This window comes from Nocardioides sp. (assembly GCF_030149505.1).
GTDB lineage: Bacteria > Actinomycetota > Actinomycetes > Propionibacteriales > Nocardioidaceae > Nocardioides.
The window spans coordinates 37,174-59,817 of sequence record NZ_JASBRN010000073.1 but is presented as its reverse complement, the minus strand read 5'-3'; the positions used below and the strand labels follow the sequence as shown (position 1 = coordinate 59,817).

Below are 22,644 nucleotides of genomic sequence, written 5' to 3'. Positions count from 1 at the left end.
GTCAGGTCCAGATCTCGGGCCAGTTCCGCCGGGTAAGCGGGATGGTCGAGCAGGGTCAAGATGATCCGGGATCGAGTGGGGTCGGCCAGTGCACGACCCAGGCGGTTCATCACGTCGAGACGCGAAGCAATAGTCAGCATGGACTGAACTATACAGCGCGCACTGAACGCTCGGTCACAGGCGTCAGCCCAGATCGCATGCCCGTAAGGGGAACCCCACTGGGCAAACCGCTGTGGTCGAGACCGGCTCCGATCAGTTCCGCTCATCGGCGTCCCGCCGAGGTGTCGGTTGCGGGACGCCAACGAGGTGACGATCAGCGTCGTGTGGAGGCGTCAGCAAGATCGGCCTTGGCCGCGATTCGTTGGCGCTCGATGGCGCGATAGACCGTCGAGCGGCCGATCCCGAACAGCTCAGCTACCTCGAGGGTGCTGTACTCGCCGCTGTGCACTAGCGAGACGAGGTGCGCTTCCTGCTTGCGGCTTAGCTTGGGCTGCTTGCCCTTCAGCCGGCCCTTGGCCCTGGCGACCTTCATGCCCTCGACTGTGCGAAGCCTGATGAGGTCGGACTCGAACTCAGCGACCATCGCGAGGACGTTGAACAGCAGCTTCCCGACAGCATCGGTGGGGTCGTAGACGGACCCGCCGAGGCTGAGGCTGATCTGGCGGGTGGTGAGCTCGTCGGCGATCGCCCGGGCATCAGGCAGGGACCGGGCCAGCCGGTCGAGCTTGGTCACGACCAACGTGTCCCCGGCACGACAGGCGGCCAGCGCCTCGCGCAAGCCGGGGCGCTCGCGGTTGGTGCCGGTCAGGCCGTGATCGACGTAGATCCGCTCGGCCTCGACACCGAGTCCGAGCAGCCCGTCACGCTGCGCGGTGAGGTCTTGTTGATCGGTGGAGCATCGGGCGTACCCGACAAGCAGTGCGTTCATGGCGCACCTCCAATGGGGTTGGTCCGGCCGATCCAGGGCTGTGGGTCGGCTCGGGCATCGAGCAGGGCTCGACCTCACCAGGAACTCGCTGCGGGCCGTCTTCGACAAGCCCCCTCTGCCACCTCGGCGGCGAGCTGCCAGTCTTGTGTTCAGCGGGGGCGCTGAACGAGGACCCGGGTGACTCGACTGGTCGCGCTCAGGTGCCGGCCGAGGTCGGGATCGAGCAGGCCGGCGACGGTCGCGATGTCGGTGACGCGTCCCGCGATGTCGTACCTGAGGAGTGGCTCGTGGTGGGCCACTCGGTTGCGCAGACCGTGCAGACGTCCGATGGGGCGGTCGACGTCGCGCCGGTCAGTGCCCGGTGCGAACGCCTGGTGGAGGGATGGCACCCACAGCGACTTCTCATGGGCGGAGGAGCTGAGGAACCGCCAGAAGCCGAACATCAACTCAGCAATGACCTTGCCGGGTGGAGCGGCGGGGCCGCCGGCGGAGTCCACGGCACGGTGGAGTGACTCACGTGTCCGCAGGTTGACGTCGACTCGTCGACCACGACGGGTGCGCCACAACGGCGCGAAGGCCGGGATGTTGGCCGTGGTCCAGTGCGGGGGTCCGGGCCACCGCGCGCTGAGCGCGCGGTCGTAGGCGTTGCGTAGCCCGACTTCCAGGTGGGCGAGATCTCGCAGCAGGGCGGCGCTGATCTCGGCGTTCCACTCGTACAGGTCCAGAGCCAACTGCGGGTCGCCTTGGCTGGCGGCCAGGTAGACACCGTGTCGGGGCTGGCTCAGCCAGCGCTCTACCCATGGCCCAGGCGCGGGTGGCCCAGGACTCGGCGGAGGCGGTGGCGACGTTGTCATCGCCCCCATTCTCACGTATCGTTCCTCTTGAAAGCCCCGGTGGACCGCTGGCCTTGGCCATGTCGCCGGGGCTAAGTCATGCCCTCTCAAGTCTTCGCTCATGGCCGCAGACTCGACGACACCACCGGCTAGTGTCGCGGGCTACCTCTTGCGGCGGGTGCCGGTCCCGATCACCGATCGTCACGCGGAGCGTGACCAGTGCGGGATCGCGTTACGCGAGTGTCGATGAACGACCGAAGAGCCTGCGTCCACGAGTCGAGTGCGTCCAGGTGAGCGTCGTGCGAGGCTTCCGCGAGGTCAACGCGTGCAACGTTCTGTCCAGCCGCAACAACTATTGCCGCGGACCCATGCCCGGCGGAGGGCTCAAAGATAGCGGCAGACATCCTCAGGTTCACACTCCGCGGGGTTGGCATGTGCGGCGTCGTCTCGGAGGTGGGCGACGTTCGCGCGTAGTGCTTGTAGGTCGGCGATCTGCTGATCGAGGGCCGACAAGCGGTCATCGAGAAGTTCGGCGACGTGGCGGCAAGGGGCGGTCCCGGCGTCGCGGATGTCGAGAACTTCGCGGATCTGCGCAAGGGTGAGTCCGGCGGCGCGGCCTCGCCGGATGAAGTCGAGCCTGGCGATGGCCTCGCGCCCGTAATCACGGTATCCGCCGGCGGTCCGTTTAGCGTGCGGCAGCAGGCCGCTGTCCTCGTAGAACCGCAGCGTCTTGGTGGTGGTGCTGGTGGCCGCGGCGAGTTCTCCGATACGCATGCCGGTCTCCGCTCTGGCTACTTGACCTTCTCCTGCACTGGAAGGTCCATGGTGGATGAACGGACACGCGAACACCAAGCGGAGGAGATCAAGATGAGCCTGGAGTACGACGTTGACTTGGCTGTGATCGGCTCCGGAGGAGCCGCGATGGCCGCTGGGATCACGGCCCGCAAGGCAGGCGCCAACGTGGCGCTCGTCGAACGCGGCGCTCTGGGCGGGACATGTGTGAACGTCGGCTGCGTTCCGTCGAAGACCCTGCTGGCTGCTGCCGGGACCCGGCACGGTGCACTGGCGAACCCGTTCGACGGCGTCCCCACCTCCGCCGCTGCGGTTGACCTCGGAGCGCTTGTGGCGCAGAAGGCTGAGTTGATCGACCGGCTCAAGCAGCACAAGTACGCCGAGGTCGCCGACGCGTGGGGGTTCCCGGTGATCTCCGGTGAGGCTCGGTTCACCGACAAGGACACGTTGGAGGTCGACGGGAAGCCGCTGAGGGCACGTGCCTACGTGATTGCGACCGGCTCGCAGCCCACGGTCCGTGGCATCGCCGGGATCGAGGATGTGGACTACCTGACGTCGACCACGGCGATGGAACTATCCGAGGTGCCCGAGTCGCTCGCGGTCATTGGCGGCGGCTACGTCGGGATGGAGCAGGCGCAACTGTTCGCCCACCTCGGTGCTCGCGTAACCGTGGTCGGACGATTGGCCCCGCATGCGGAGCCGGAGTTGCGGCAGGTGATGGCCGGGGTGTTCGCCGATGACGGCATCAGCGTGCTCGCCGAACACGCAACCGGTGTCGAGGCCGCCGAGGACGGCGGCGTCAGGGTGATGACCGCGTCCGGGGAGGAAGTCAGCGCCGAGCGGCTGCTGGTGGCGACCGGCAGACACTCCGACACGTCCGCCTTGGACCTGGCGGCAGCCGGAGTCGACACCGACGAGCGGGGCTTCGTCGTGATCGATGAACACCAGGCCACGTCAAACCCGCGTGTGTACGCGGCAGGCGACGTAGCGGGCACCCCGCAGTACGTGTACGTCGCCGCCGACTCCGGACGAGTCGCCGCAGCCAACGCGCTCGGACACAACGCCCCCCAGACCGTTGACTACACCGGTCTGCCATCGGTGATGTTCACCCGGCCACAGTTGGCCTCCGCCGGACTCACCGAGGAAGAAGCACTCAAGCAAGGCCACGAATGCGCCTGCCGCATCCTGGCCTTGGAAGACGTCCCCAGGGCGCTGGTGAACCGCGACACCCGTGGCGCGTTGAAACTCGTCGCCGACGCTAGCACCGGCAAGGTCCTGGGCGTCCACGCAGTCGCCGACGGAGCAGGAGAGATCATGCTCGCCGCTACCTACGCGATCAAGGCGCAGATGACCGTCGACGACCTCGCCGAGACCTGGGCTCCGTACCTGACCATGGCCGAGAGCCTGCGGATCGCCGCCGGACTGTTCCGTAACGAACTACCCACCTCCTGCTGTGCCTGACCCGGCCCGGCCCGCCGCTCTCGGAGCCCTCGCGATGGTTGTTGCTGCGCCGGGCATGCAGTGCTGCTAGCGGTCGGACTTGGTGGCATCACAGCGCTAGCGCGTTCGGGTTCTCCGCGCCCAACCTGGAGTACCCACTCAGCACCAACGTTCGCGGGTTCATCGCGCTCCTAGTGTTCGGCCTCGCCGTAGCCGCGAGCGTCGAGACCGGCTGGGCAATCATGCGACGCCTGCGCTAATCGCACCGGCAAGGTGTGTGAGACCGAACCGGTCGGCGGGCCCCCGACGCCGAACTTGAAACAGGGCTGCTGTTCACTGACCTCCCGAATGCGCAACACCGGCGTAGCAGTCGGCCGCGCCCTGAATCCCCAGGTTCGCCGGTACCTCAGTCATGGCAGCACCGGCCGATGCCTGTGGAGGAACGACATAAACGTGTCAGCACTGACATCAGTTGACGTGACCACTGTCAGGTACATGTCGCCCAACAACTGAGTCGCTCGGGTCGGGCCGGCCCAGACCGGCCGGGTCTAAGCGGCGATTTGCCACCAGTCCGCCCCGGGGCGGCCGATGGGAGGGGCAACGACCTCCCCGCCGTACGCGGCGACCACCCGTCGAGGACCGCCATGCCCCACCCCGAGGACCAGGACCCCAGCCCGAGCCAGGCCGGCGCGCCGCTGCAGCGGGACGCCATGGACCTGCCGCCGCCGGAGTGCGTCGCGCTGGACCGACGGCGCGCGATCGAGACCCAGCAGGCCACCGGCCTCCTGGTCGGGACCCTGGCCCTGGTGACCGCGGCGGTGCTGGGGCTCGACGCCGTGCTGCCGACCTGGGGCCGGGGGTTCCTGCTGCTGCTCGGCCCGGGGCTGGTCGCCGCGGTGCTCGGGCGGTACCGGCTGCCCGTGGGTGCTCGGGCGGCGCTGGCAGCGCTGGCGGCGACGTACGTCGTGGTGCTGCTGCTCGTGATCGGCTGATCGCGTCGAGCTCGGCCCGGGGTCTCGCGGCTCGCTGCGCTCGCACCTCGACCAGCGGGGGCGACTGCTCCTCGACCACCGGTGGGCGACTGCTCCTCGACCCGCGGGGCGCATCGTGCCGAAGGGCGGGCGGCGGGCGCCGGGAGGCGGCACAGTGTCACCTGTGAGCAGGTTCAACCGCCGTGCCGACGAGCACCCCGCGCACTCCGGGCCCGGTCGGCTGGCCGACATCAACGACCCGTCCGTGCCGGAGTCGCTGCGACGCGTGGTGAAGAGCGCCGGCGGGCGGTCCCACCCGCACGTGCTGCGGATCGTCGGCGGCCGACCGCGCGTGCTGGTCGCGGCCCGGCCCGAGGCGCTGGTGCACGTCAGCTTCGCGGGCGAGGACGAGGCCGAGGCGACAGCTGCCTTCTCGGTGGCGTTCGTGCCGTGGGCGCAGGTCGAGGAGGTGCGCGTGACGGGGGTGTCGATCGCCTTCAAGTGGTCCGGGCACAGCGTGTCCGTCGAGATGGACACCCACGAGGACGCGCTGCAGAAGGTGCTGTTCTTCCTCGACGTCGCCGCCGGCGGGAGCTGACCACCGGAGCGGGATCAGGAGCGGTTGCGGACACCGTGCCGCAGCACGGTCAGCAGCCCCCCGAGCAGGTGGTCGGTGAACTGCGGCAGGTAGTACATCCCGATCTCGTGGCCGAGCGCGGTGTACCAGGACCGCCCCCGTCCGACCCGGTGCGTCCAGGCCATCGGGTGGTCGCCCATCACGCCACTGACGCCGGGGAAGGTGGGCAGCGGGTTCTCCGGGCCGGTCGGCAGGTTCGAGGTGTTGGGGTCCTGCAGGTAGGTCGACTCGTCGATCGACAGCAGGACCCGCGACCGCCCGCGCACCGAGCTGGTGAAGGAGTAGAACTCCTCGAAGGGCACCAGCCAGGTCTCGCCGAGGTGCTTCGTGGAGCGGTGCCGCTCGTCCTCGCGGACGATCAGGCCCGGCTGCTGGAGCGGGTGCGCGAGGAACCGCCCGCCCGCGAGCAGCTCGGTGTAGAAGTCGTTCGAGTACTCCGTGTCGGCGGCCGAGTGCACCCCGGCCCAGCCGCCGCCGCCGCGGACGAAGCGTTCGAGCGCGGTCCGCTGGCTGCCCTCGAGGACGTCACCGGTGGTGTTGACGAAGGCCACGGCGGCGTACGCCGCCAGCGAGCGTCGCGTGAAGACCGTCGGGTCCTCGGTGGCGTCGACGCCGATCCCCCGCGCTGCGAGCATGCCCTGGATGGTCGAGACGGCCGTCTCGATCGAGGCGTGCCGGAAGCCGGTCGTGCGCGTGAAGACCAGCAGGCGCGGGAGCGACGCGGCCTGCGTCCCAGCGGCTCGGGCGACCGCCGCTGGGGCGAGGAGCGCGGCCGGTGTGGCGAGGGCGGCGCCGAGCAGGGCGCGCCGGCCCAGCCCGGTGCCGGCGCTTCCGCCGGTGGTGCAGGACGTCTCGGTGCACATGGGTCGCTCTCCTGGGTACGTCGTCGGGTCGCTCAGACCGCGGAGCCGTCGGCGATGCCGCGGGCGATGCGGAGCGCGTTGGCCATGACGGTCAGGGTCGGGTTGAAGCCGGGGAACGTAGGGAAGGTCGAGGCGTCGGCGACGAAGACGTTGTCGACGTCGTGGAGCCGGCCCGACGCGGTGGTCACCGAGGTGCGCGGGTCGGTGCCCATCCGGGCCGTGCCGGCGAGGTGGGCGGTGTAGGTGATGCCGTCGCTGAGGATCGGGAACGGCAGCGCGATCGCCGCCAGCGACTGCGGGGCCGCCTGGTGCGCCAGCAGCATCCGCGCGCCCAGCAGGGCTGCCGCGGCCTGCTCGTGGCGGTGCGGGGAGTAGGTGATGCGCGCCGCCGGGTTGCCGAGGAAGTCGCGCACGTCGGGGTCCAGGTCGACCCGGTTGTCGGCCTGGGGGAGGTCCTGGTGCACCAGCTGGGAGCCGGCGACGCCCGAGTGGGGCCCGACCCGCATCGCCGCCTTGTGGGCCAGGCCGTAGCCGGCGAAGCCCGCCAGCAGCTGGGCGCCGTTGATCGGCGGCCCGCCGGAGCCCAGCTGGATGATCCCGCCGGTGACGTAGGGGACACCGAGCGCCTGCACCTCGGGGCCGGTGAACGGTCCCACCAGGTCGTCGATCTGCAGGGTCGTGGACTGCGCGCGCAGCGGGTGGACGTCGTAGGGGAAGGCTGCGGCCACGATCGTGAAGTTGTGGAACATCATGTTGCGCCCGACCTGGTCCGAGCGGTTGCCGAGGCCGCCGGGGTGCGCGCGGCTGGCCGACATCAGCAGCAGCCGGGCGGTGTTGATCGGGCTGCCGGCCAGCACGACGGTCTGCGCCGGGACGCGGTGGACCCTGCCGCGCACGTCGCGGTAGCGCACGGCCCGCGCCCGCCGGCCGTCGCGGGTCGTCTCGACCCGGTCGACGAACGCACGGTCGACGACCCGCACGCGCCCGGTCCGGACAGCGGGGTTGAGGAACGAGACCAGCGCGTCGCCGCGGGCGTTCGTGGGGCAGCCGAAGCCCGAGCACAGCCCGCACGAGTTGCAGGCCGGTCGGCCGTCGCGCTCGACGGAGTTGACGGCGGCGGGGTAGGGGTAGGGCTCCATCCCGACCAGCCGGGCGCCCTCGGCGAGCAGGCTGGCGGCGTACCCCGTCGGGTTGGGAGGCATCGGGAAGTCACGCCGCCGCGGGGACTGCTCGAGCGTGCGCGCGGGCATCGCCGAGCGGTCGCCCTGCACGCCGAGCCGCTGCTCGACGGTGTCGTAGAACGGGCTGAGGTCGTCGTAGCCGATCGGCCAGTCCGCGACCTGGGCGCCGTCGATCGGACCCATGTCGGAGAGCAGGCTGAAGTCCTGCTTCCAGAAGCGCGGGGTCTTGGCGTTGTAGTGCAGCGTCGTGCCGCCGACGGCCGCGCCGAGCTGTCCGAGGGCTCCCTGCGCGGAGCGGGCCACGCCCGAGGCCGCCTCGGCCCGGGTGCGCGTCGTGTAGGGCTCGAGGTCGCCGTCGGGGAAGCCGAAGCCGCGGTAGCCCTTGATCTCGTCGGAGCCGTACGTCGTGCCCAGGTCGCCGCTGGCCCGCCGACCGAAGCCGGGGCGCAGGTTGCGACCGCGCTCCAGCACGGTCACGTCCCAGCCCTGACGGGCCAGCTCCCACGCCGCGACCGACCCGGCCGCGCCGGACCCGACGACCACTGCCTCGCGGCTCATCGCCGGGTCTGCTTCCCGCCGCCCAGGACCCCGCCGAGGAGCTCCTCCAGCGCGCCGCCCGGGTCGCCGTCGCGCACGCCCGCGGCGACGTCGTCCAGGACACCGGCGGCACCGCCCAGCAGGGCCTGCACGCGGTCGGCGAGCACCCGCGCGTCGCCGTCGGCCAGCGCCAGCAGCCCCATGGAGGCCTCGGAGGTCGCCAGCGCCAGCGCGGGCCCGTACGCCGCTAGAGCGCCCGTCACGTCGAGGACCGGCAGCGGCTCCAACGGCGGGTCGAGCACCTCGTCGTCGGTGTAGCCGCGGGGCTGACGGTCGCCCTCGAAGCCGATCGCCTGCCAGCCCAGGGTGTCGCGGTTGCCGCCGTACTCCGGCGCGCCCCAGGTGCCCTCGAAGGCGTGGGTGACCGCGAGGCCCGTCATGGCGGTGACCGCGGGGTCCTGGCTCGTCTGCAGCACCAGGTCGCGGGCGGGGCCGGGCAGCGTGGCGAAGCCCGGAGTCGAGGCGGCCAGGGCGTCGAGGCCGGCGGTGTAGGTCTCCTGGAACCGGCGGACCTTGCCCCGCCAGGCTTTCTGCTCGTAGGCGTCGAGCGGCAGGAACCGCTCGAAGTGGTTGACGCGCGAGCCGGCCCGGTCGGAGAAGGGGCCGCCGGCGTAGATGCGCGGAGGGTCGGTGCGGAAGGCGCCGAGCAGGGCGTCGATGCTCTCGTGCGCCCCGGCCTCGAGCGCACCCGGCGTCCCGTCCTCGCCCGGGACGACGCGGTCCACCACGGCGGCGAGGGTCGCCAGCTGCTCCTCGGACAGGAAGCGGTTGCGGTCACGACCGACCGGGACGGCCACGGTCGGCAGGCCGGGCAGCGCGACCAGGGCCACCGCGCCGAGGGCGGCACCGGCGAGGAGCCCGCGGCGGCTGGGCCAGGGCAGGTCGGTGCGTGGCGTGGTGGGGGTCACACGATCTCAACGCGCAGAACTGGAACGAGTTACACCTCGAGGTCCGACCCGTCCCGTCGGCTGCACCCCGCCGGTGCCGGTCGGGGCGGGTGGAGCGTGGGTAGCCTGCCGGCGTGGCAGACGGTCGTGGTGCGGGACGCACCTTCCTCAGTGACGCGGCCGGCGACCTGGGTGGGGACCTGAAGGCCTTCCTGGTCGCGGCGGTGCTGGTGCTCACCGGCGCCGGGGTGGGCTACCTGGTGGCCGAGGGGGAGGGCGTCGTGCTCGGAGGTCTCGCCGGCGGCGGCGTGTTCCTCCTCGTCGTCGCGTGGTGGGCGCTCAGCTGGGCCTGGCAGGCGGGTCACAGTCTGCGCGAGCGCACCCGCCGCTGACCTCCCGCCGACCATCGCACGGCCCTGGCTCACGGCGCTGGCTCACGGCCATGGGGCTGCAGCCCCGCTCAGCGCGTGAGTCCTGGGACCTGTGGTGGTTCCTCGCCGTAGTTGTAGTGCACGTTGGCCAGCTCGTAGGCCGGGACCTTCCAGTTGCCGTCGAGCCCGGTCAGGTGCCGGACAATCGGCTTCTCGACGGCCGCGCGGAAGACGAATCGCTTCTTGAAGTCAAGGCCCTTCAGGAACGCCTTGTAGGCGCGCAGGGCGTCGCGGACCCGGGCGAGCACCGTGGCCACCTTGCTGAGCAGGTTGGCGATCTTGGCGCCGGTGACGCCGGCCTTGGCCGCGGCGGTGGCCGCGCCCGCCACCGCGGAGGCGCCCAGCGTGACGATGGCCGTCGCGGCGCTGACCGCCAGGGTGATGGCCGCCCACTCGACCAGCTCCCGGACGAGGTCCTCGGCGTTGCGCACCTCCTCGGCGGCCTCGCGAAGGAAGCCGCTCACCCCCTCGAGCTGCCCGGCGATGTCGTCGATCTGGGTCGCCAGGTCGGCGGCTGCCGCGCCGAAGGCGTCGTGGGCTAGGCCCGCCCACGGTCCGACCGGGCCGCCTGGTGTTCGCTGCGGTCGGCCACGCGCGGGCCATTGCCACGCTCAGGCCTCGTCGGTCTCCTCGACGGTGTCCGGCTCGGGCTCGGCGGCCACGGTCGAGGTCGAGCCGTCCAGGACCTCGGCGAGGTGGACGACCGCGTCGCCGGAGCTGACCAGGGGCGCCTCGGTGCGGCCGACGACGATGCCGTCGCGGTCGGCGTGCACCAGCCGCACCCGCTTGCCGAAGGAGTCGAAGAGCCCGCCCAGCCGCTGTCCGCGGGTCACCCGTTGGCCGAGCTCGGCCTCCAGGTGCAGCATCCCGGTGCCGCGGGCGCGGACCCAGCCCGAGCGCCACGACTCCAGGGTGGGGGTCGGGGCGTCGCCCTCGAGCGGGTCGATCATCCCGAGGTGGGCCAGCACTCGGCGTACGCCGAGGACACCGGCGTCGACCGCCCAGCCGTCCATCCGCCACGCCTCGCCGGCCTCGTAGAGCAGCACCTTCGCGCCGGCCTCCCGCGCCGCCGCGCGGAGCGAGCCGTCGCGCAGGCGGGCGTGCAGCATCACCGGGGCGCCGAACGCCAGGGACAGCTCGCGGGTGCGCTCGTCCTCGAGGTCGGCGCGGATCTGCGGGAGGTTGGTGCGGCGGTCCGAGCCGGTGTGCAGGTCGATGCCGACCTCGCACTTGGCGACCACCTCGGTCATCACGAGGTGGGCGATCCGGGCGGCCAGCGACCCGCGCCTGGAGCCGGGGAAGGAGCGGTTGAGGTCGCGGCGGTCCGGCAGGTAGCGGTCGCCGTTCATGAAGCCGAGCACGTTGACGATGGGCACCGCGATCACCGTGCCGCGCAGCTTCTTGGCGTCCAGGTCGGCCAGCACCTGCCGGATGACCTCCACCCCCACGGCCTCGTCGCCGTGGATGGCCGCGTCGATCCAGACCGTCGGGCCCTCCTGCCGCCCGTGCACGACGCGGACCGGGAGGTCGACGTCGGCGCCGGTCACGAGCCGGGTGATGGGCAGGGCCAGCGCCTGCTTGCGGCCCGCACGGACCCGCACGGGACCGATCTCGAAGGAGTCGCGGGGCACGGGGGCAGCCTAGGGCGACCGGCCGGGTGGTCGGGCCGGGTCGTCCAGGCCGGGTCGTCCGGGCAGGTGCGGCTCAGCGCCCGCGGTTGCGGCGTCGTACGGCGACGGGCGGGCGCGGCCCGAGGTAGGACCGTCCCGGGTCGACGGCGTACCCCTGCCGCAGCGCCTCGCGCCCCACGAGCATCCGGAAGCCCATCTCGTCACGCCGCGACAGCGTCATCTCGCAGGAGATGGTGCGGCCCATCAGCGTGACGTCCATCGGCACGACCAGCCGCTCCTCGGCGTGGCCGGAGGAGGAGCGCACCTCGCGCACGTCGATCACCGGGCACCGCGCGGCGACGGCGTCCTCGTCGGTGGCCTGCCAGGGGTGGACGGAGAAGGAGACCCAGCGCTCGCCGCCGACCCGCTCCTCGCTCAGGTCGAAGGCGTGGATCGCCGAGCTGCGGGCGCCGGTGTCGAGCTTGGCCTTGATCCACGGGACTCCCACGCCGGGCAGGCTCACCCACTCACGCCACCCCGCGAGGGTGTAGGAAGGGTCGGGGGCGGGCAGGTCGTCAGGCACGTCCTCGACTCTCCTTCCTCCAGACTCGGGTGGTCATGAAGCTAGCGATCCTCTCCCGCGCACCCCGCTCGTACAGTACGCAGCGCCTGCGCACCGCCGCGCTGGACCGTGGGCACACGGTCAAGGTGCTCAACACCCTGCGCTTCGGCATCGACCTGTCGGGTGACGAGCCGGACCTGCAGTTCCGCGGCAAGCAGCTCTCGCACTACGACGCGATCCTGCCGAGGATCGGCAACTCCATCACCTACTTCGGCACCGCGGTGGTGCGGCAGTTCGAGCAGATGGACGTCTACACGCCCAACACCTCGTGGGGCATCGCCAACAGCCGCGACAAGCTGCGCGCGACCCAGATCCTGTCCCGCCACCAGATCGGGATGCCGGCCACGACCTTCGTGCAGGGCCGCGGCGACGTGATCCCCGCGATCGAGCGGGTCGGCGGGGCGCCGGTGGTCATCAAGCTGCTCGAGGGCACCCAGGGCATCGGCGTCATCCTGGCCCCCGACATCAAGGTCGCCGAGGCGATCATCGAGACGCTGCAGTCGACCCGGCAGAACGTGCTGATCCAGCGCTTCGTCAAGGAGTCCAAGGGCCGCGACATCCGCGCCCTGGTCGTCGGAGACCGGGTCGTGGCGGCGATGCGCCGGGTCGCGCAGGGCGACGAGTTCCGCTCCAACGTGCACCGCGGCGGGTCCGTGGAGCCGGTCGACCTCGACCCGGCCTTCGAGCGCGCGGCCGTGCGGTCGGCCCAGATCATGGGCCTGCGGGTCGCGGGCGTCGACATGCTCGAGGGCAACGACGGTCCGCTGGTGATGGAGGTCAACTCCTCCCCGGGCCTGGAGGGGATCGAGACCGCCACCAAGCTCGATGTCGCCGGCGCGATCATCGACTACATCGACAACCAGGTCGCCTTCCCCGAGATCGACGTGCGGCAGCGGCTGACCGTCTCGACGGGGTACGGCGTCGCCGAGATCCAGGTCGGTGAGGCCTCCGACCTCGTGGGCAAGACGCTCGGGCAGTCGAGCCTGCGGGAGAAGGACATCAGTGCGCTGACCCTGCACCGCGGCACCCAGGTCATCCCCAACCCCAACGCCCAGCACGTCCTCGAGGCCGGCGACCGGCTGCTCTGCTTCGGCAAGCTCGAGGAGATGCGCTCGATGATCCCCAGCCGTCGCAAGCGCAGCCGGAAGCTGAAGAAGCTGCCCAAGGAGCCCATCCACGACGTGCCGCCGGGTGGCTGAGCCCGTCACCCGTACTCGCCTGGTTGACCGGTCCACCTCCGGCTGGCTAGCCTCCCGCTCGTTGTGAGCCGGGTCACAGGGCCTGGCTCGTCCTCACACTTCTCGGGAGGAATCCATGGGTCACACCCCTGCCCGGACGCGGCGCTCGCTCGCCGCCTCCGCGGTCGGCGCCCTCACGCTGGGCGCCCTGACCTTCGCCGGGCCGGCCACCGCCCCGGCCCGGGCCGACGACGGCGCCGGACCGACCGCCACGCCGGCGGCCGCCAAGCCCGGCCGCCCGGGCAAGGGCGTGCGGTCCCTCGCCGACCACGCGCTGCGCCCCGCGGGCGCCGACCAGAACTTCTACTTCGTCATGGGCGACCGCTTCGCCAACGGCGACCCCGCCAACGACACCGGCGGGATCGAGGGCGGCCGGCTCGAGCACGGCTTCGACCCGAGTGCCAAGGGCTTCTACCACGGCGGCGACCTCGCCGGCCTGACCGAGAAGCTCGACTACGTCCAGGGCCTGGGCACCGACGCCATCTGGCTCACGCCGATCTTCAAGAACAAGGCGGTCCAGCTCGAGGACGGTCCCTCGGCCGGCTACCACGGCTACTGGATCACCGACTTCACGCAGGTCGACCCGCACCTGGGCACCAACGAGGAGCTCGCCGCCCTCGTCGACGCCGCCCACGAGCGGGGGATGAAGGTCTACTTCGACATCATCACCAACCACACCGCCGACGTGATCGGCTACGAGGAGGGGGCGCGCACGGCGTACGTCGACAAGGACGTCGAGCCCTACCGCACCGCCGCCGGGGACCCCTTCGACGACCGCGACTTCGCCGGCACCGGCGACTTCCCGCTGATGGACCCGGCGACGTCCTTCCCCTACACCCCCGTGCTGGAGGAGGGCGAGGAGGACCTGAAGGTCCCGGCCTGGCTCAACGACCCGAGCCTCTACCACAACCGCGGCAACACGACCTTCGTCGGCGAGGACAGCCAGTACGGCGACTTCTTCGGTCTCGACGACCTCTTCACCGAGCACCCGACCGTGCGCGACGGGATGATCGACATCTACCGCACCTGGGTCTCCGAGTTCGGCATCGACGGCTTCCGCATCGACACCATGAAGCACGTCGACGACGAGTTCTGGAAGGCCTTCGGCCCGGGGCTGCTCGACTACGCCCGCGCCAACGGCAAGCCGGATTTCTTCATGTTCGGCGAGGTCGCCCTCGACGGCAGCGACGCCGAGGCGACCTCCTTCACCTCGCACTACACGACCCACCTCGGCATGCAGGCGATCCTGGACTTCCCGTTCCAGTGGGCCGCGCGCGACTTCGTCTCCCGCCAGGGCAGCGCCGCCGCGCTGCGTGACTTCTTCCTCGCCGACGACTGGTACACCGACGCCGACTCCAACGCCTCGGTGCTGCCGACCTTCCTGGGCAACCACGACATGGGCCGGATCGGCCACTTCCTGGGCGCCGACGACCCGGACGCCACCGCGGAGGTGAAGCTGGCCCGGTCGCGGCTCGCCCACGACCTGCTCTACCTCTCGCGTGGCAACCCGGTCGTCTTCTACGGCGACGAGCAGGGCTTCACCGGCACCGGCGGCGACCAGCTGGCGCGCCAGGACATGTTCCCCAGCACCACCCCGGAGTACGTCGACGACGAGCAGCTCGGCTCCTCCTCGACGCCCGCCGAGGACAACTTCGACACCGACCACCCGCTCTACCAGCACATCTCCGGGCTGGCCGCGCTGCGCGAGGAGCACCCGGCCCTGAGCACCGGTGCCATGCAGGTGCGCACCGCCGAGGGCGGCGCGCTGGTCTTCTCCCGCATCGACGCCGAGGAGCAGGTCGAGTACGTCGTGGCCGTCAACAACAGCGAGGAGCCCGCGCGCGTCACGACCTCGACCTTCGCCGGCGGCCAGCGGCTCGAGCGCATCTACGGTGAGGGACCGGACCGGCTGCGCACCGACCGGCGGGGCGAGGTCAGCCTCGAGGTCCCCGCGACCGGCTCGGTCGTCTACCGCGCGACCGCCGCGCTGCCCGCGTCGCGCACGGCACCGAAGATCACGCTGCGTGCCCCGGCTCCGTCGCAGGAGGCGCACAGCCGCTACCTCGTGCAGGCCGACCTGCGCGACTACTCCTCCTTCGCCGAGGTCACCTTCCTGGCCCGCGAGCCCGGCGAGGAGTGGACGCCCATCGGCACCGACGACGCCGCGCCGTACCGCGTCTTCCACGACCTGTACGACGCCGAGCCCGGCACCCGGGTGCAGTACCGCGCCGTGGTGCTGGACAACGCCGGTCACACCCGGGCCTCGGAGGTCCGGCGCGCCACCGTGGCACCGCCGCGCCTGGAGGTGACCACCTCCGGCTCCGACGGCTCCGTGACCGCCATCGACCCCGTGCGGGTCTCGACCGTGCCCGACCCGGAGCACCCCGACCAGGTCGTGACCTTCGAGCGCCGCGTCGGCGACGGGTCCTGGACCGAGATCGGCACCGACTCCTCCTCGCCGGTCTACACCGTCGACGACGACGTGAGCGAGCTCGACCTGGGCACCTCGGTGTCCTACCGGGCCTCGATGGTCGTGGGCGACCGGGTCGTGCGTTCCCGCCCGGTCACCGTCGTGACCGCCGCGCCCACGCCGGCCCGGGAGTCGGTCACCGTCGCGGGCAGCCTGCAGTCGGAGATCGGCTGCCCGGACGACTGGCAGCCCGGCTGCACCGAGAGCCGGCTGGAGTTCGACGAGACCGACGGGCTGTGGCGGGCGACCTTCACGCTCCCCGAGGGCGAGTACGAGTGGAAGATCGCCGTCGACGGGTCCTGGGACGAGAACTACGGCGCGGGCGGTGCCGCCGGCGGGGACAACCTCGCGCTGTCGGTGCCGGCCGGGGGCGGTGAGTTCACCTTCACCTGGGACCAGGTGACCAAGGTGCCGGCGGTCGCGCCGGCCGGCTGAGGCGGTCGACGTCATACGGACGGGACCGATGGACGTCCCGTCCGTATGACGTCACGCGAGCGGTGGCCTCAGGCCTTGCCGGCGGAGAGGCGGTACTGCCGCACCGAGAGCGGCACGAAGACCGCCAGAATGATCGCCACCCAGATCAGGGTGTAGAGCTCGGCGTTCTGCTGGGGCCACGCCTCGGGGGCCGGGATGCTCGGGTCGATGTTGCCGAAGAGCTCCCGGCTGGCCTGGGTGAGCGCCGAGACCGGGTTCCACTCCACCAGCGTGCGCAGGAACCCGCTGAAGGACTCCAGCGGCACGAAGGCGTTGGAGACGAACGTCAACGGCATGATCACGATGAACGAGGCGTTGTTGATGACCTCGACGCTCGGGACCATCAGGCCGACCCAGGCCATGACCCAGCTGACGGCGTACGCGAAGAGCAGCAGCAGCCCGAAGCCGAGGATCGCGTCGACGACGCCCTCGCGGATGCGCCAGCCGACGGCCAGGCCGGTGAGCGCCATGATGATGAGGCTCAGCACGTTGTAGACCACGTCGGAGGTCGTGCGGCCCACGAGCACCGCGGCCGGCGACATCGGCAGCGACCGGAAGCGGTCGATGATGCCCTTCTGCATGTCCTCGGCCAGGCCCGCGCCGGTGAACGTCGCGCCGAAGACGACGGTCTGGGCGAAGATCCCGGCGATGAGGAACTCGCGGTAGGCGACCTCGCCGCCCGGGTCGATCGCGCCGCCGAAGACGAACGCGAACAGCAGCACGAACATGATCGGGCTGATCAGCACGAAGACGAGCACCTCGGGCACCCGCTTGATCTTGATCAGGTTGCGCTTGGCGACGACCCAGCCGTCGGTCAGCGCGCGCACGACACCGTTGGGTCGGGCCTGCTCGAGCGGGCCGGCGGGGGTGGTGGGGGAGGTCATCGGGTCACCTCGGGGGTCGGGGCGTCGGCAGGAGTGGAGGCACCGGTCGCGTCCTCGGTCGCGTGCCCGGTGAGGGTGAGGAAGACGTCGTCGAGGGTGGGGCGGCGCAGGCCGACGTCGAGGACCTCGATCCGCTCGCGCTCGACGCCTTCCAGGAGGCGGCGCAGCGCGCCGACGCCGCCGTCGACGGCGGCGGTGAGCTCACGGCCGTTCTCGGCGAGACCGATCTCACCGGTGGCGACCTCGGCCAGGAGCCGCTGCACCCGGTCGCGGTCGGCGGGGTGGGCCAGCACGACCTCGACCCGCTCGCCACCGGTCTGGGCCTTGAGCTCGTCGGCGGTGCCGCGCGCAATCGCGCGGCCGTGGTCGATGACCAGGATGTCGTCGGCGAGGCGGTCGGCCTCCTCGAGGTACTGCGTGGTCAGCAGCAGCGTGGCCCCCGAGGAGACCAGCTCGCGGATGACGTCCCACATCTGCACCCGGCTGCGCGGGTCCAGCCCGGTCGTCGGCTCGTCGAGCACCAGCACCGGCGGCGCGGCCACGAGGGCGCCGGCGAGGTCAAGGCGCCGGCGCATGCCGCCGGAGTAGGTCTTGGAGGGCCGGTCGCCGGCGTCGGAGAGGGCGAAGCGCTCGAGCAGCTCGCGGGCGCGCGCCCGCGCGGCGGTGCGGGACATGCCGTAGAGGCGGCCGACCATCTCGAGGTTCTCGAAGCCGGTCAGGTGCTCGTCGACGGCGGCGTACTGCCCCGACAGGCCGATGCGCGAGCGCACCCCGTCGGGGTCGGCGAGCACGTCGACGCCGGCCACGACGGCCGACCCGGCGTCGGGCTTGAGCAGCGTGGTGAGCACGCGCACGGCGGTGGTCTTGCCGGCGCCGTTGGGGCCCAGGAGCGCGAGCACCTTGCCCTCGGGCACGTCGAGGTCGAGACCGGCCAGCGCCTCGACGTCCTTGTACCTCTTCACCAGGCCGGTGGCCCTGATCATGTCGGTCATGGCGTCCTCGTGGTCCTCGCGTCCGGTGTGTGGGGGATGGCTCCCGCGTCGGCACCTGACGATGCCGTGTGCAGGCTATGGACCGCCACCGACATTCGGACTCATCGGTGCGCGCCACCCTGGACATCAGCGGTCGTGTGGTCCAGCGTGTCGGCGTGGACGGACGGGCGGACGTGCGGGCGGTGACCTTCCGGCAACGGGGGGCCGAGGACTGGGCGGACCCCTGGGCGGAGTACGCCGCGCTGCGCGACCACGACCCGGTGCACCACGTGGTGCCGCCCGCCCGGCCCGACCACGACTTCTACGTGCTGTCCCGGCACGCCGACGTCCTCGCCGCCGCGGTCGACACCGCGACATTCTCCTCCGCGCAGGGGCTGACGACGACGTACGGCGAGCTGGAGGCGCTCGGCCTGGCCGAGCCACCGCTGGTGATGCAGGACCCGCCGACGCACACGGCCTTCCGGAAGCTGGTGGCCCGGGGGTTCACGCCGCGCCAGGTGGGCGACCTAGAGCCGGTCGTGCGCGACTTCGTGCGCGAGCGGCTGCCCGCGTTGGCCGACGGCGGGGACGTCGTGGAGGCGCTCTTCAAGCCGCTGCCGAGCATGGTGGTGGCGCACTACCTCGGCGTGCCCGAGGCCGACCGGGTCTCCTTCGACGGCTGGACCGAGGCGATCGTGGCCGCCGGCGGCGCGGGAGACGCGCTGCGGGCGGCCGAGGCGGCCGGGGAGATGCTCACCTACTTCGCCGCGCTGGTGGAGCGGCGCCGGCGCGAGCTGCGCGAGCGGCCCGGCACCGACCCCGGTCCGGACACCGTCTCCCACCTGGTCGCCGCCGGGCGCGCCGACGACCCCGACGGGCTGGTCGCGGTGCTCGGCTACGTCTTCACGATGGTCACCGGTGGCAACGACACCACCACCGGCCTGCTCGGCGGTGCCGTCCAGCTGCTCGCGGAGGCGCCTGGGGAGCGCGCGCGGCTGGTCTCCGGCGAGGTGCCGGTGGGGGTCGCGGTGGAGGAGCTGCTGCGCCTCACCTCGCCCGTGCAGGGCCTGGCCCGCACCACCACCCGCGACGTCGAGCTGCACGGCGTCGAGATCCCCGAGGGCCGCAAGGTCCTGCTGCTGTACGCCGCCGGCAACCGCGACCCGCGGCGCTACGGCCCCGACGCCGAGCGGCTCGACGTCGGGCGCCGACCCAGCCAGGTCCTCAGCTTCTCCCAGGGCGCGCACCACTGCCTCGGGGCGGCCGTGGCCCGGCTGCAGGCGCGGGTGGCGCTGGAGGAGCTGCTCGCGGCGTACCCGGACTTCGAGGTCGGCACCGCGGGTGTCACCTGGGCGCCGGGCCCCTACGTCCGGCGGCCGCTCTCGGTGCCGTTCGTGGGTCGCCCGTGACGGGCGTCGGCCCGGTCGTCGTGGTGGGCGGCATCAACGCCGACCTCAAGGCCCGCACCAGCGCCCCGCTCGTGCCCGGGACCTCCAACCCCGGCACCGCCACGCTCACCCCGGGCGGGGTCGGGCGCAACGTCGCGGAGAACCTCACGCGCCTCGGCACCCCCGCGGCGCTGGTCGGCGTCGTGGGCGAGGACACCATGGGGACGCTCGTGCTCGAGGCGACGGCGGCGGCCGGCGTCGACGTCGCGGCCGTGCGGCGCCGCCCGGGGCCGACCGGCTCCTACACCGCCCTGCTGGACCACCGCGGCGAGCTGGTCGCCGGGGTCGCCGACATGTCGGCGACCGACGACCTCGCCCCCGGCGACGTGCCGCCCGCGCTGGTCGCCTCGGCCGCCCTGCTCGTGCTCGACGGCAACCTGCGCGTCGACACCTTCGCCGAGGCCCGGGAGCTGGCGCGCGCGGCCGGGGTGCCGGTCGTCGTCGACCCCGTGAGCGTGCCGAAGGCGACCCGGCTCGCACCCGAGCTGCGCGACCTGCGCTGCGTCACGCCCAACGCCGAGGAGCTCGTCGCACTCGGCGGCGCCGCGGTGCTGCACGCCCAGGGGTGCGCGCTGGTGTGGGAGCGGCTGGGCGCCGCCGGTTCCCGCCTGCACGTGGCCGGGTCGCCGCCGGTGGAGGTGGCCGTGGGAGTGCTGGCGGCGGAGGTCGTGGACGTCACCGGTGCGGGCGACGCGATGCTCGCGGCGTGGTGCCACGCGGTGCTCGGGGGTGCGGGTGACGCCGAGGCGGCGGCGTACGCCCAGGAGGCCGCGGCGCTCACCGTGGCCTCCCCGCTCACCGTCCGCCCCGACCTGCGCGAGATGCTGGCCCGATGAGCCGTCCGACGCCGCACCCGATGCTGACCCTCACCGACGAGGTCGCCACCGCCCTGCGCGAGGGGCGACCGGTCGTGGCGCTGGAGTCGACGATCATCAGCCACGGCATGCCCTACCCCGACAACGTCGCCATGGCGCTCGAGGTCGGGGGGATCGTCCGCTCGTGCGGTGCCGTGCCGGCGACCATCGCGGTGCTCGACGGCCGCCCGCGGATCGGGCTGACCGGCGAGGACCTCGAGCTGCTCGCCTCGCACCCCGACGTGGTGAAGGCCAGCGTGCGGGACCTGCCGTACGTCGCCGCGCGCGGCCTGCACGGGGCCACCACCGTCGCCGCCACGATGCGGCTCGCGGCGATGGCCGGCATCGAGGTCTTCGTGACCGGCGGCCTCGGCGGGGTGCACCAGGGCGCGGCGACCTCGATGGACGTCTCCGCCGACCTCACCGAGCTCTCGCGCACCCGGGTCGCGGTCGTCTCCGCCGGGGTGAAGTCGATCCTCGACATCGGGCTGACCCTCGAGGTGCTCGAGACCATGGGCGTCCCGGTGCTGGTCGAGGGGGCTGAGGAGTTCCCGTCGTTCTACTCCCGCGCCAGCGGCTTCGCCGCGCCGATGCGGGTCGACGGTGCGGCGTCGGCCGCGGCCGTGGTGCGGGCGACCTGGGACCTCGGGCTCGACTGCGGCGTCGCGATCGCCCACCCCGTCCCGGCGGAGGACGAGATCCCCGCCGACGAGATCGGCGTGGTCATCGACCGGGCGCTGGCCGACATGGCCGCCCTCGGGATCACGGGCAAGGCCACCACGCCCTACCTGCTCGGGCGGATCGTCGAGCTCACCGACGGCGCCTCCCTGGCCACCAACATCGCCCTCGTCCGGGCCAACGCGCGGTACGGCGCCGCCCTCGCCGTCGCCCTCGCCGGCTGACCCGGGGGCCTCGCCCCGGCTGCCCGGCGCGTGCGCTGACTCGGCGCCAGTTCGAGTGTGAGTCGGCGCTGGTTCGAGCGTGAGTCGGCACCAGTTCGAGCGTGAGTCGGCGCTGATTCGACGCAGGTCTTGAACGAGTGCCGAGTGGGCCTTGAACGAGCGCCGAGTGAGCGTCGAACGAGCGCCGAGTGAGCGTCGAACGAGCGCCGAGTGAGCGTCGAAACAGCGCCGAGTCACCGACCCCTGGGCAACGGTCAGCGGGTGGGGGCGGTGGTGACCCGGTAGCGGACGAACGAGGGGACCAGGACCGCGGCGGCGACGACGCCGACGACGACGAGCACACCGCCGCCGGCCGCGGCGGCGCCGGCCCCGACGGCTGCGGCGGTGGCGCCGTGCGCGACGTCGGCGACCCGGGGGCCGCCGGCGACGACGACGGTGAAGACCCCCTGCAGGCGGCCGCGGACCGCGTCCGCCGCAGCGGACTGCAGCATCGAGGACCGGAACGCCGCGGAGGCCATGTCGGCCGCGCCTCCGACGACCAGCATGAGCAGCGCGGTCACCAGCATCAGCCGCTGCCAGGACTCCCCGAACGCGCCGGCCAGCAGCACCGCGACGCCGAAGCCGGCCATCGCCAGGCCCCACACCACGATGCAGACGACGACGGCCAGCCCCTGGCGCGAGACCCGCGAGACCCACCCGCTGAGCACCCCGCCCACCACGGCACCGGCCGGGATGCCGGCGAAGAGCAGGGCGAAGACCAGTCCGCCTTCGGCGGGTCCGCCGAAGTCGCGGTTGGCGATCTCGGGGAAGAGCGCCCGCGGCATCCCGAAGACCATCGCGATGATGTCGACGACGAAGGACATGAGCAGCACCGGCTGGTGGCGCAGGTAGGCGAAGCCGTCCACCACCGCGCGCACCCCCGGCACCCCGCCGACGACCCCGTCGACGGCGAGCGGCGGCAGGCGCAGCACGGCGTAGATCGTCGCGAGCAGGCAGAGCGTGTCGGCGGCGTACAACCAGGCGAAGCCGGTGAACGGGATGAGGATGCCGGCCACCAGCGGCCCGGCGATGGCGCCGGCCTGGAAGACGGTCATGTTGAGCGAGTTGGCTGCGGGCAGCAGCTCGTCGGGGAGCAGCTTGGGCAGCAGTGCGGCGCGGGTCGGCTGGTTGACCGCGAAGAAGGCCTGCTGCACCGAGAACAGCGACAGCAGCAGCCACACGTTCGTCGAGCCCGCGAAGGCCTGCGCCGCGAAGAGCCCGCTGGTCACGACCAGCCCGAGCGTCGTCACGACCAGGATCGACCGGCGGTCGAACACGTCGGCAAGGGCCCCGCCGTACAGGCCGAACACCACGAGCGGGACGAGCCCGAACACCCCCGTGAGCCCGACGTACGCCGAGGAGCCGGTGTCGGCGTAGATCTGGGCCGGCACCGCGACGACCGTGAGCTGGGCGCCGACGACGGTGATGATGTTGGCGGTCCACAGGCGGCGGAAGTCCGGGACCCGCAGCGGCCGGGTGTCCGCGGTCAGCGCGCGCAGCCGCCCGCCCCGTCCTGATGACCCGCCCGCCACGGCTGGGAACCTACGCCGGGTCACGAGCGCGCAACGAACC

The 22,644-nt window shown here is 72.2% G+C and carries 21 protein-coding genes and 2 pseudogenes; 10 read left to right on the top strand and 13 right to left on the bottom strand.

The window, feature by feature from the left end:
• From Q1V71_RS16790 to Q1V71_RS16775, 4 genes and pseudogenes are all read right to left on the bottom strand, one after another.
• Window positions 1-140 (bottom strand): annotated as a pseudogene (locus tag Q1V71_RS16790) (transcriptional regulator); the annotation flags it as partial.
• Between the two features lie 173 nt (window positions 141-313).
• A complete protein-coding gene (locus Q1V71_RS16785; RefSeq protein WP_159899390.1) occupies window positions 314-928 on the bottom strand; it encodes a recombinase family protein in 615 nt (204 codons plus the stop codon).
• 149 nt (window positions 929-1,077) lie between these two features.
• Complete coding sequence (locus Q1V71_RS16780; protein ID WP_211730888.1) at window positions 1,078-1,659, bottom strand: hypothetical protein; 582 nt, start codon at window positions 1,657-1,659, stop codon at window positions 1,078-1,080.
• Window positions 1,660-2,145: 486 nt separating this feature from the next.
• Complete coding sequence (locus tag Q1V71_RS16775) at window positions 2,146-2,535, bottom strand: heavy metal-responsive transcriptional regulator (RefSeq protein ID WP_223396599.1); 390 nt, start codon at window positions 2,533-2,535, stop codon at window positions 2,146-2,148.
• Window positions 2,536-2,628: 93 nt separating this feature from the next.
• Here Q1V71_RS16775 and merA point away from each other — a divergent pair, with 93 nt between their 5' ends.
• From merA to Q1V71_RS16760, 3 genes are all read left to right on the top strand, one after another.
• Window positions 2,629-4,014, top strand: a complete 1,386-nt coding sequence (gene merA, locus Q1V71_RS16770) for a mercury(II) reductase (protein ID WP_300645274.1) — start codon at window positions 2,629-2,631, stop codon at window positions 4,012-4,014.
• A gap of 623 nt (window positions 4,015-4,637) precedes the next feature.
• Entirely contained in the window at window positions 4,638-4,985 is a 348-nt protein-coding gene (locus tag Q1V71_RS16765; protein WP_300645271.1) for a hypothetical protein, read from the top strand.
• A 163-nt stretch (window positions 4,986-5,148) separates the two neighbouring features.
• On the top strand, window positions 5,149-5,562 hold the full coding sequence (locus tag Q1V71_RS16760; protein WP_300645268.1) for a hypothetical protein: 414 nt from the start codon (window positions 5,149-5,151) through the stop codon (window positions 5,560-5,562).
• Between the two features lie 14 nt (window positions 5,563-5,576).
• Here Q1V71_RS16760 and Q1V71_RS16755 read toward each other — a convergent pair whose 3' ends face one another.
• From Q1V71_RS16755 to Q1V71_RS16745, 3 genes are read right to left on the bottom strand one after another with little or no spacing between them, the layout of a single operon-like run.
• The gene (locus Q1V71_RS16755; protein ID WP_300645266.1) at window positions 5,577-6,464 is read right to left on the bottom strand and encodes a ThuA domain-containing protein; all 888 of its coding nucleotides are present in this window, start codon (window positions 6,462-6,464) and stop codon (window positions 5,577-5,579) included.
• A 32-nt stretch (window positions 6,465-6,496) separates the two neighbouring features.
• Window positions 6,497-8,203: a GMC family oxidoreductase gene (locus tag Q1V71_RS16750; RefSeq protein WP_300645265.1), complete on the bottom strand. Its 1,707-nt coding sequence runs from the start codon at window positions 8,201-8,203 to the stop codon at window positions 6,497-6,499.
• Window positions 8,200-9,150, bottom strand: a complete 951-nt coding sequence (locus Q1V71_RS16745; RefSeq protein WP_300645263.1) for a gluconate 2-dehydrogenase subunit 3 family protein — start codon at window positions 9,148-9,150, stop codon at window positions 8,200-8,202. Before Q1V71_RS16745 ends, Q1V71_RS16750 begins: the two co-directional genes overlap by 4 nt.
• 113 nt (window positions 9,151-9,263) lie before the next feature.
• On the opposite strand from Q1V71_RS16745, the gene Q1V71_RS16740 reads away from it, so the two are divergent.
• A complete protein-coding gene (locus Q1V71_RS16740) occupies window positions 9,264-9,521 on the top strand; it encodes a hypothetical protein (RefSeq protein WP_300645261.1) in 258 nt (85 codons plus the stop codon).
• A gap of 68 nt (window positions 9,522-9,589) precedes the next feature.
• On the opposite strand, the gene Q1V71_RS16735 is transcribed toward Q1V71_RS16740, so the two are convergent.
• The 3 genes from Q1V71_RS16735 to Q1V71_RS16725 all read right to left on the bottom strand — a co-directional run bounded on the left by Q1V71_RS16735 (window position 9,590) and on the right by Q1V71_RS16725 (window position 11,753).
• On the bottom strand, window positions 9,590-10,024 hold the full coding sequence (locus tag Q1V71_RS16735) for a hypothetical protein (RefSeq protein WP_300645260.1): 435 nt from the start codon (window positions 10,022-10,024) through the stop codon (window positions 9,590-9,592).
• Between the two features lie 147 nt (window positions 10,025-10,171).
• Window positions 10,172-11,191: a succinylglutamate desuccinylase/aspartoacylase family protein gene (locus tag Q1V71_RS16730; RefSeq protein ID WP_300645259.1), complete on the bottom strand. Its 1,020-nt coding sequence runs from the start codon at window positions 11,189-11,191 to the stop codon at window positions 10,172-10,174.
• Window positions 11,192-11,264: 73 nt separating this feature from the next.
• On the bottom strand, window positions 11,265-11,753 hold the full coding sequence (locus Q1V71_RS16725; protein ID WP_300645257.1) for a RimK/LysX family protein: 489 nt from the start codon (window positions 11,751-11,753) through the stop codon (window positions 11,265-11,267).
• A gap of 35 nt (window positions 11,754-11,788) precedes the next feature.
• Here Q1V71_RS16725 and Q1V71_RS16720 point away from each other — a divergent pair.
• The 3 genes and pseudogenes from Q1V71_RS16720 to Q1V71_RS16715 all read left to right on the top strand — a co-directional run.
• Window positions 11,789-12,646 (top strand): annotated as a pseudogene (locus Q1V71_RS16720) (RimK family alpha-L-glutamate ligase); the annotation flags it as partial.
• A 30-nt stretch (window positions 12,647-12,676) separates the two neighbouring features.
• Window positions 12,677-12,991, top strand: coding sequence for a cation:proton antiporter regulatory subunit (locus tag Q1V71_RS20080; protein WP_367280156.1), 315 nt, complete (start codon window positions 12,677-12,679; stop codon window positions 12,989-12,991).
• Window positions 12,992-13,106: 115 nt separating this feature from the next.
• On the top strand, window positions 13,107-15,935 hold the full coding sequence (locus Q1V71_RS16715; RefSeq protein WP_300645254.1) for an alpha-amylase family glycosyl hydrolase: 2,829 nt from the start codon (window positions 13,107-13,109) through the stop codon (window positions 15,933-15,935).
• Between the two features lie 68 nt (window positions 15,936-16,003).
• Here Q1V71_RS16715 and Q1V71_RS16710 read toward each other — a convergent pair whose 3' ends face one another.
• Window positions 16,004-16,858 carry an ABC transporter permease gene (locus Q1V71_RS16710; protein WP_300645253.1) on the bottom strand — a complete coding sequence of 285 codons (855 nt, stop codon included), beginning with the start codon at window positions 16,856-16,858 and terminating at the stop codon, window positions 16,004-16,006.
• Window positions 16,855-17,850 (bottom strand): ATP-binding cassette domain-containing protein, encoded by a 996-nt coding sequence (locus Q1V71_RS16705; RefSeq protein ID WP_300645252.1) that lies wholly within the window; start codon window positions 17,848-17,850, stop codon window positions 16,855-16,857. The genes Q1V71_RS16710 and Q1V71_RS16705 overlap by 4 nt, the downstream gene beginning before the upstream one ends.
• Window positions 17,851-18,005: 155 nt before the next feature.
• Here Q1V71_RS16705 and Q1V71_RS16700 point away from each other — a divergent pair, with 155 nt between their 5' ends.
• From Q1V71_RS16700 to Q1V71_RS16690, 3 genes are read left to right on the top strand one after another with little or no spacing between them, the layout of a single operon-like run.
• On the top strand, window positions 18,006-19,238 hold the full coding sequence (locus tag Q1V71_RS16700) for a cytochrome P450 (RefSeq protein ID WP_300645251.1): 1,233 nt from the start codon (window positions 18,006-18,008) through the stop codon (window positions 19,236-19,238).
• The gene (locus tag Q1V71_RS16695; protein WP_300645250.1) at window positions 19,235-20,113 is read left to right on the top strand and encodes a PfkB family carbohydrate kinase; all 879 of its coding nucleotides are present in this window, start codon (window positions 19,235-19,237) and stop codon (window positions 20,111-20,113) included. The genes Q1V71_RS16700 and Q1V71_RS16695 overlap by 4 nt, the downstream gene beginning before the upstream one ends.
• Complete coding sequence (locus Q1V71_RS16690; RefSeq protein ID WP_300645248.1) at window positions 20,110-21,033, top strand: pseudouridine-5'-phosphate glycosidase; 924 nt, start codon at window positions 20,110-20,112, stop codon at window positions 21,031-21,033. Before Q1V71_RS16695 ends, Q1V71_RS16690 begins: the two co-directional genes overlap by 4 nt.
• Window positions 21,034-21,287: 254 nt before the next feature.
• On the opposite strand, the gene Q1V71_RS16685 is transcribed toward Q1V71_RS16690, so the two are convergent.
• Window positions 21,288-22,604, bottom strand: a complete 1,317-nt coding sequence (locus Q1V71_RS16685) for an MFS transporter (RefSeq protein WP_300645247.1) — start codon at window positions 22,602-22,604, stop codon at window positions 21,288-21,290.
• Window positions 22,605-22,644 lie beyond the last annotated feature (40 nt).